This window comes from Chelativorans sp. J32, from assembly GCF_000518985.1.
Classification (GTDB): Bacteria; Pseudomonadota; Alphaproteobacteria; order Rhizobiales; family Rhizobiaceae; genus Chelativorans.
Map to the genome: position 1 here is coordinate 1 of NZ_JAEQ01000035.1, position 7,721 is coordinate 7,721.

Annotated in this window: 11 protein-coding genes and 1 pseudogene; 8 read left to right on the top strand and 4 right to left on the bottom strand. The window is 58.0% G+C overall.

Annotated features, from left to right (window positions below; genetic code table 11):
* The first annotated feature begins 284 nt into the window (after nt 1–284).
* Nucleotides 285–659 (top strand): plasmid partitioning protein RepB C-terminal domain-containing protein, encoded by a 375-nt coding sequence (locus CHEJ32_RS25880; RefSeq protein WP_256375707.1) that lies wholly within the window; start codon nt 285–287, stop codon nt 657–659.
* 306 nt (nt 660–965) lie between these two features.
* Complete coding sequence (locus CHEJ32_RS0122995) at nt 966–1,481, top strand: hypothetical protein (protein WP_028035869.1); 516 nt, start codon at nt 966–968, stop codon at nt 1,479–1,481.
* Nucleotides 1,482–1,658: 177 nt separating this feature from the next.
* Here CHEJ32_RS0122995 and CHEJ32_RS0123000 read toward each other — a convergent pair whose 3' ends face one another.
* Together CHEJ32_RS0123000 and CHEJ32_RS0123005 are read right to left on the bottom strand one after the other, a co-directional pair.
* Nucleotides 1,659–1,979 (bottom strand): hypothetical protein, encoded by a 321-nt coding sequence (locus tag CHEJ32_RS0123000; protein WP_028035870.1) that lies wholly within the window; start codon nt 1,977–1,979, stop codon nt 1,659–1,661.
* 460 nt (nt 1,980–2,439) lie between these two features.
* Nucleotides 2,440–2,625: a hypothetical protein gene (locus tag CHEJ32_RS0123005; RefSeq protein WP_028035871.1), complete on the bottom strand. Its 186-nt coding sequence runs from the start codon at nt 2,623–2,625 to the stop codon at nt 2,440–2,442.
* A 297-nt stretch (nt 2,626–2,922) separates the two neighbouring features.
* Between CHEJ32_RS0123005 and CHEJ32_RS26955 the strand changes: the two genes are divergently transcribed.
* The 6 genes and pseudogenes from CHEJ32_RS26955 to CHEJ32_RS0123045 all read left to right on the top strand — a co-directional run bounded on the left by CHEJ32_RS26955 (nt 2,923) and on the right by CHEJ32_RS0123045 (nt 6,568).
* Nucleotides 2,923–3,282 carry an HNH endonuclease gene (locus CHEJ32_RS26955; RefSeq protein ID WP_198023913.1) on the top strand — a complete coding sequence of 120 codons (360 nt, stop codon included), beginning with the start codon at nt 2,923–2,925 and terminating at the stop codon, nt 3,280–3,282.
* Complete coding sequence (locus tag CHEJ32_RS0123025; protein WP_028035872.1) at nt 3,279–3,596, top strand: hypothetical protein; 318 nt, start codon at nt 3,279–3,281, stop codon at nt 3,594–3,596. Before CHEJ32_RS26955 ends, CHEJ32_RS0123025 begins: the two co-directional genes overlap by 4 nt.
* Nucleotides 3,593–3,997, top strand: a complete 405-nt coding sequence (locus tag CHEJ32_RS0123030; RefSeq protein ID WP_028035873.1) for a P27 family phage terminase small subunit — start codon at nt 3,593–3,595, stop codon at nt 3,995–3,997. Before CHEJ32_RS0123025 ends, CHEJ32_RS0123030 begins: the two co-directional genes overlap by 4 nt.
* A 68-nt stretch (nt 3,998–4,065) precedes the next feature.
* Nucleotides 4,066–4,476, top strand: a pseudogene (locus tag CHEJ32_RS28110) (phage major capsid protein); the annotation flags it as partial.
* Nucleotides 4,477–4,559: 83 nt separating this feature from the next.
* Entirely contained in the window at nt 4,560–4,784 is a 225-nt protein-coding gene (locus CHEJ32_RS27960) for a phage major capsid protein (RefSeq protein WP_028035875.1), read from the top strand.
* Between the two features lie 65 nt (nt 4,785–4,849).
* Complete coding sequence (locus CHEJ32_RS0123045; RefSeq protein ID WP_028035876.1) at nt 4,850–6,568, top strand: sulfatase-like hydrolase/transferase; 1,719 nt, start codon at nt 4,850–4,852, stop codon at nt 6,566–6,568.
* Between the two features lie 495 nt (nt 6,569–7,063).
* Here CHEJ32_RS0123045 and CHEJ32_RS27285 read toward each other — a convergent pair whose 3' ends face one another.
* Nucleotides 7,064–7,231: a hypothetical protein gene (locus CHEJ32_RS27285; protein WP_156936785.1), complete on the bottom strand. Its 168-nt coding sequence runs from the start codon at nt 7,229–7,231 to the stop codon at nt 7,064–7,066.
* Nucleotides 7,232–7,331: 100 nt separating this feature from the next.
* A partial coding sequence (locus CHEJ32_RS0123055; protein WP_028035877.1) for an outer membrane protein occupies nt 7,332–7,721 on the bottom strand: 390 nt, incomplete at its 5' end.

A 7,721-nucleotide genomic window follows, 5' to 3' on the forward strand; every position in this document is an offset into this window, starting at 1 on the left:
TTCCTGCTCGACGGGCATTTGCGAACCGAGGCGCTGAAGCAGCTTGGCATTGAAGAGGTTGAATGCCTGATCGCCACCGAAGACGATACCTATACCTACAACAAGCGGGTCAACCGGATCCCGCCGATTCAGGAGCACCGGATGATTGCGCGCGCCATGGAGCGCGGCGTGCCGGCGGCCGACATTGCCGAGGCGGTCAATCTGCAGGTGGAATCGGTCATCCGCCGCTTTCGCCTGCTTGACGGCATCAGCGCCGAAGCGGCCGAGATGCTGAAGGACACGCCCTGCTCGATGAGGGTGTTCGACATTTTGCGGCAGATGTCGGCGGTGCGGCAGATCGAGGCCGCGGACCTGATGATCGGGCAGAACAATTTTCCGATCATGTTTGCCGCGCCCGCGCGGCGACCCCGGACAATCAGTTGGCCGCAGCCAAGAAGGGCAAGGGCGCGGCCACCCCGACCCCGTCCGGCCAGCAGATTGCGCGCATGGAGCGCGAACTGGCGGCGCTGCAGACTCAGGTCAAGTCGGTCGAGGAGACCTATGGCATCGACAATCTGCATCTGACGGTGGCGCGCGGCTATATCGCCAAGCTCCTGGCCAATGGCCGGGTGGCGTGCTGGCTCGCCAACCACCGGCAGGAATATCTCGGTGAGTTCTAAAAGATCGCCGAGATCGACACGCTCGCGCCAATGGCCGAGCAGGACACCTGAGCAAAATGATGGGGACCCGGACCCGATAAGGCGGGGACCATGGGAGACGCCGCACTGTGGGGTGGATCGAGCACGGCGGTGGGAATGGCGGCGCGCGGCCGAGACCGAGGCAAAGCTGCCGCAGGATCGCGCGCTTCGCCAGCAATGGGGCGGTTACTGCTTGGCTTGGGTGCACGAGCTGGCCGACATCAACGCCCGTGGCAAGCAGATCGCGACAAGCTTTTTCCCGGTGATGATCCCCTTGAGCAGTGGCGCATGGGCTGGCTCGAGGAATGGGGCCGCCGCCCGACCGCGTTGCAGATCAGCAATTGGGAAGGCTGCATCCGGATTACGACAGACTACCTGACCGACCCGGGCCAACGGCGCGCATTGTGGGCGTGGGCCATGTCACAGGCGGGGTGTCTCTATCGCCCCGGCACTCGCAAGAAGCTGAGCTTCGCCCGATGGTGCCGCGACGTGGAAAACATTGCTGAACTGACCGGCCACCGGAGGAAAAATCGGGCGATTGGCGAAATCATGCGCGGGTTGCGCGGCAAACCCGATTTGCATGACGATTTAGGCGAAACAGGGATGTTGCCAAATGCCCATGAAAACGGGCATGTATTCGCTACGATCGAGGGAGATCGCGCGGTGTACGACACCAAGCCGGTCTACTCGTGGCGAGACGATCCCAGCTTCACACGCAAGACCGGCCTGACCATTCAGGAATGGAGGGCGGCGAAGCGCCGGCCGCGAGAGGCGAAGAAGAGGAAACAGAAAGAGGCGGCGTAAAGTACAAGCGAGGCCACATCGGTGCGCCTCTGTGACCTCGCTCTTGGCACTGCAGAGTTTCTTTCAACACGATGCCTGCCACGGCTCCAACGGAATAGGGTTCCGCAGCGCCTTCCAAACCAATGAACCATGAGCTTGTTCCAAGACGGATCTCTTGGGCTTCCTTGCGAGTGAAGGTCAGCCGCCGTTATCAACCATCTTGGTACCGTCTGTGCCATCAACGAAGAAGTAGGCTTCCGGATGCTCCGACTTGATCACCCTGCTGATCGAGATAGTCCCGGTTTCGAACATCAACATCAGCCATTCGGCAGTCTGCCGGCAATCTTTCACTATGACACGGTCGGGTGGTAGAGAAATCGAGAGCTTCACCTCGGTCCAAATTGTAAATTCGGAACCGTCCTCAAACAGAAGGGCAGCTTCAACATCTGTGTGGCCAATCTGTACCAATACCTTCCCAACAACTCGCTCTCGCAGAGTTTTCGCTGCATTTTCTTTCAATTCACACTCCTAACCGTATCGCAAAGATGCTATTGCCCTCGGCTACGGAAAGCGCAAGGATTATTGCCGCGCCCGAAGAACTGCAAGAGCGATGCCAGGCCCAGCGGCAGCAATCTAGAAGCGGAAGCAGAAAGAGGCGGCTTAGCCGGTGCCGAGACGCTGACGAAATCAGTACCGCAGGTTGTATTGAAGGCCTCGCCAGTATCGCCTGAGCGGGGCATTTTACCATCCGTGGGTTGAAGTCTCTGCCGATCCAGGCCGATGACGAAGAAGGCAGGAAATCGGCCGGAGCACACGTGGACTGGAATTTGGTGGCCACGGCACTGTGGGTTTTCGCGCTTCTGCCCCCCGACGAATGTGGCAGCACGGCGATACGGGTGGGGCTTGGCTCTCATGCTCTATGCGATTGCTGTCGGGGTCTTCCTGTGAAGCCCGACCGACGCTCACCAGAAGCGGCGTATCAAACCTTTTTCCAGGCAGGAAGGCCGTAGGCGAGCGCGGCACATGCCAGGCCGATATATTCGGGCGCACCTTCAACCTTGTATTTGGCGATGGTGTTGCGGGACCCGAGCCCCAAACGCCGGGCTGCCTCGGCATCGCTGAACTGCATGTGGTCAAGCCACGCGGTGAAGTCTTTCGCTTCCATCGGAGTTGCCTTATATTGAGGGGAGGAACCGGGCGACCTTTCGGCCCCCCGGCCCCTTCTTACCTAAGCAGAGTGGCGATCAAGGTTCCGAGGCCTATCGCCACCTGCAAGGCTTGAAGGAGAAGGCTGGCTGTCTCGTAGGACATTGCCTTTTCCTCCAGTGCGCCAGAGAGGAACCATTCCTCTCTCTCAACGCCTCATGATAATTGCTCAATTTTGAGCAGAACTCAATCAAAACAGCGCAAAAATGTGCAGAAAAGTGAGGCTTGACCGCCGCTCACCAGAATCAAAAGCAGTATGGCTAAACCTAGCCGCCGATCCTTCAGGCCTGAGCACCGCAAGCTCTACAATCATCCGGCATGGCCCAAGCTCCGCAAGCGCATCCTGCTCAGGGACAACTACACCTGCCAGTGGCATGGCTGCGGCCGGTCCCTCATTGGCAGGGGTGATGAGCCGAACGCTCCTGTCGCCCACCACATCAAGGACCACAAGGGCGACCGCTCACTGTTCTTCGATGAGGAGAACCTGATGGCAATCTGCAAAGCCTGTCGTGACGGACCGATCCAGAGAGAAACCCACCGGGGATATGTGAGCGGCCATGATGAGGATTGCAGGCCGCTGGATCCTGACCATCCCTGGAACAGGAGGCAAGCATGAATGACGAACTGGGATTGGCTCTAGCCTATTGGCGGACAGCAGCTCCCCAGCCCAAGGCCATCGTCTATGCCAACGCTATCGAAGCGAGGATGAAGGGCATCGACCCGAAGGACATGGTAGCCGACCATGAACTCGCCAACGCCATCACGCGCGGTGCATCCGTTGCTCGCCACCGTAAGCAAAGGGATGTGTGGCATTTAGGTCGCTGTTGCAAAACTGGCACGCCCCCCGATTTTAAGGCAAGCCTCTCTGGCCTGGACCCGCGCGCCCCCTCCATTTTCACTCAAAGCTGCCCGAGAAGGAGGGTAGGGTGAAGAAGATCATCCAGCCCGTTTACGATCGCGTGTTCGAGGGCAACGAAGCCCGCGCAGAGCTTGCGAAGCTGCTTTGGAAAGAGACGGTCGCGGCGCTCAAGGAGGCGGGCGCAGTTTCCCCGGTCAATCTTGCCCGCGCCGACAGGTATGTCCGCGCCAGGGTCGAATACGAAGACATCTACAAGGTCGCCGCAGAAGAAGGGCCGGTGCTCAAGGGCACGGAAGGCGGTGAGTATTTCAACTATCGCTGGTCGGCTTGCGAGAAGCTGAATCAGCGGATGCTGAAGCTGGAAAAAGCGATGTTTGGCGAGGCGACGGCCCGTGTCCCAAAAGAAAAGCCGAAAGCCGGCAGCGCGCCAAGTGACGAGTTCCTTGGACCCAACAACGAGCTACGCCAGTAGGGTTGTCTCTGGGGAGATCATAGCCGGCAGGTTCGTCAGAGCAGCGTGTCGCCGCCACCTCGGCAGCCGTGCTCGAATACCTCCGCGAGACGGGATACACCAACAACGCCGCGACCGTAGCGGAAGGCACGCTGAAGCCTCAGTCGGAACTGGAGTTCACCCCGGTCACAGCGCCCATGGTGAAAATGGCCCACTACTTCCGCGTATCGGAAGAAACGCTGGACGATGTGGACGGCATGGAGGCCTACATCAATCAGCGGGGCATCTATGGCCTCCTGCTGAAGGAAGAGGGCGAGGTCCTCAACGGCCCCGGTACTGCCGGCCGCGTCGATGGCCTGATCGCCAACTCCACGCCCTACGTCAACACCACAGTTCCTGGTGTGACTGCCGACAACGCGATGGACGACATCCGTATCGCTTGTGCGCAGGTGGAGCAGGCGGACCTCTACGCCACTGCCGTCATCATGAACCATCTCGACGCTGCGGCGCTCGATTTGACGAAGGACGCTGATGGAAACTACCTGCACCCGGCCTTTGCTGCGACACTGCATGGGGCCTCCCGGTGGTGCGCACCAAGGGTATCGCCCAAGGCCAGTTCATGGTCGGCGGCTTCGTCGGCAATACGATCCTGTGGCAGCGCAAAGGCATCGAGGTGCGCCGTTCGACCGAGGACCGCGACAACTTCATCGCCAACAAAGTCACGATCCTCCTCGAGGAGCGCATTCAGCTTGAAACGCTTCGCCCGGAGGGCATCGTTTACGGCCCGCTGACCACGCCGGCTCCGTAGGGCCAAATTGAACCTATTGCAGGGGGCGGCTCGTCCGCCCTCTGCCTCTCTTACGCGAGGTGGGCATGAAGTTCGTTCAGTCCGGTGACCCGGTGGGCGAGGTTGTCTCGTTGGAAATGCTGCGGAAGCAGGTGCGCAATGCGGACGATTCCGGCGTCTTTACTGCCGACTTGGAAGAGGACATTTGGCTGGTCAACTTGTTCGTTCTGGCCGGCCTCTCGATCGGCGCCGTTTTGCTATTTATTGCGCTCCTTTTCCGTGTTCCTCGCTGGGTTGCGGATTGCGCCTTTGCACTAGGCTTGTTCCTCTTGCTGGCCGACGTGTTTTCACCAGTGCAACTCGGCCGGCTTGATGGTGCTGACGTAACCAGTCCAGAGCCGCTCACCTACACCTTCCTCGAAGGCGCAATTGGCCTTGGTATTATTGTCCTTGCATTTGCTCTCCACAAACGCGGGAGCAACCTCGGCATGTACGCGTTCTTCTCTGGCCTACTCGCGATTGTGTGCGCTGTGCTTTTTGTTTTGCTGCCGCGGCCACACGCGGCGGCAGTCGAGAACGCGTCCTCAAGAAGCACGCTGCCGAATATTTATCACTTTCACCTTGATGAATTGCAATCAGACTATGCTCTTGAGGCAATCCGAAATGGAGGATTGGAAGAGGAGCTGAACGGCTTCACGTTTTTCAGCCGCAACACATCAAACTACCCTTACACCCGCTCTTCTGTTCCGAGCTATCTTACGAGCACGATCTATAAGGGCGATCAAACTTTCCAGGAATGGGTCCAATCATTCGATCAGGGATTGCTCCAGTTTCTGAAGAATTCGGGGTACAGACTAGAAATCATAGGCCTTCCAGAGCATCTTCGAACGCCGCTGGCAGATTCATTTCGCTCTCCGCAAGACATATTCAAGGAAGAGACCGGGCTAAAGCACCCGCAACTGCCCGACTTCGTGAGCTTGGTCTCGGCCAAAGCGTTGCCGAATATCCTTACCAACGAAGCGCTGGGTTGGGGTGCAGATTTGGGACGTAGAGCGGGAGCTATCTTGGAGAGGCCCCGCTTCGAAGGCGATGTACCCCTCACGGTTGAAGAAGGAGTGCATCCATTCCAAGGCATGGTGGCGTTGCAATACGCGGCTAAACAGGAACGATATCGTCCGAGTACAGGGAACTACCTATTGTTGCAGGCAATCCTGCCACACGGGCCGTACATCTTTGATGAAAGTTGCTCACTTGGGCAGGACAAGCTGAAACTGCCGGCCGCATACGGTCGGCAATCCAAATGCGCAGTCCGTTTGGTTGCTGCCTTCATTGAGCAGCTAAAGGATCTGGGAAGGTACGACAAGTCGATCATCATAATTCAGTCCGACCACGGGTCAGGATGGGCAGGTTTTCTTGGTGGAGGCGGTGATAAAGCGCGGTACGCGGAAGGCATAACGGCCTTTGGGGGCACCAAGCGGGCGTTCGAAGCCAGAACCATGGCGACCCTGATAATCAAGCCGGCAGAAGAACGGGCTCCGTTCAAGGTATCTGAAGCGCGTTCTCAACTAATTGATGTCTATCCAACGGCCGCTGACCTCATAGGTGACAGACCGAATGGAGACCTGGCAGGCACCAGCTTACTTAATTGTCTTCAAGAAGAATGTTCGCAATTGGATAAACGAGAGCTACTGTTCTTTGTGTATCCTCATGAACGCGATCCGGGACCGATCTACCAGAACTCCGTTGAGTTTGTATCCGGCCGAGCGTCAATCCGCAGCATTTGGCCATTCGCACCGGATGACTAGCTTTGGGGGGTAACATCACCGATTGAGGAAGTTGGCGACGTTTGCTCTAGAAGCGCGACAGCTCAGCGATCAGATCAGCGTGACGTATGACAATGGCTAACAGCAGCCACATACCTGCTCCTACCAGGTCCACTGCCACCCCTCGTCCTATCCGGCGCGCGGCCGGGCGTGGATGGCACGTGTCAGATCGTCTCTGTCACGCACCGGTCAAGCCGAAGCGGTGGTGCCACGACCAGACTCGAACTCAAGGGAGGCGGGAAGGGCCCCCGGCGCTCCACCGAATAGAGAGTTATCCTACTTTTGCGGGGGACTTTCAGCTTTCCCCTGATGCTTTCTAGCCTGCATCTCCCGCTCATATTCGGCAGGGGTCATATAGCCCGCATCGACCCAGCTACGGAGCGTGGCTTCATCCACCTCGCTTAGCGAAATCGCCGGGTAATCGTCTTTCTTTTCGGTGTCGGTCAACTGGCCAGAGCGCTAGGACTGACTTGTACGTCAATCGAAGGGATCAAAATGAGCGATCGGCTGCGCTATCTTTCTGGGCACATCACTCTCCTGGCCGGTGAAATTGTCTCCTATCACCAGTAGAAACGCTGCAGCAGACAAAAAGACCGAAACAGGTACGACAAACCATAGAAGCACGATCGTCCAGATGACGCTCATTACATCCCCCCGCCCAAAATCCGCGCGTGATTGTACAAATTGAAGCGGAGCAGACTGCGCGGCAGGAGCTGCTCCGCCCAAGTTGAGGAATCGAAAGGTACTAGAAGCGAACGTTGATTAGCGCTTTGACTGTGTGGAAGGCCACGTCTTCATCAACGAAAACGCCGGCATCATCGAAAACGCGTTCGTCGCCGAGATCCACGTATGAGTACTCGGTGCCGACCGAGATCCTATTGGTGACGGCGAATTCCACACCAGCGCCTACCGTCCAACCAGTGCGAGTCTGGCTCTCGTTGAACAGCTCTGTCCCACCAGCGGTGATGGTCTGCTCGGTCTCGCCGTAGGCGAAACCTCCGTGTGCATAGACCAAGGCGCGGTCAAAAGCATATCCGGCTCGCGCCCGAACGGTACCGAGATAGTTGAGCTCGGATTCAGCTTCAGCAGATCCTAGCCCGGCAATGTCGGCCGAAATATCGGCGCTGTGTGTGCT

What these genes read in the sequence shown, in the direction of transcription:
- CHEJ32_RS0122995 (WP_028035869.1), top strand. Translation starts at nt 966, where the DNA reads ATGGGCTGGCTCGAGGAATGGGGCCGCCGCCCGACCGCGTTGCAGATC.
- CHEJ32_RS0123005 (WP_028035871.1), bottom strand. Translation starts at nt 2,625, where the DNA reads ATGGAAGCGAAAGACTTCACCGCGTGGCTTGACCACATGCAGTTCAGC.
- CHEJ32_RS26955 (WP_198023913.1), top strand. Translation starts at nt 2,923, where the DNA reads ATGGCTAAACCTAGCCGCCGATCCTTCAGGCCTGAGCACCGCAAGCTC.
- CHEJ32_RS0123025 (WP_028035872.1), top strand. Translation starts at nt 3,279, where the DNA reads ATGAATGACGAACTGGGATTGGCTCTAGCCTATTGGCGGACAGCAGCT.
- CHEJ32_RS0123045 (WP_028035876.1), top strand. Translation starts at nt 4,850, where the DNA reads ATGAAGTTCGTTCAGTCCGGTGACCCGGTGGGCGAGGTTGTCTCGTTG.
- CHEJ32_RS27285 (WP_156936785.1), bottom strand. Translation starts at nt 7,231, where the DNA reads ATGAGCGTCATCTGGACGATCGTGCTTCTATGGTTTGTCGTACCTGTT.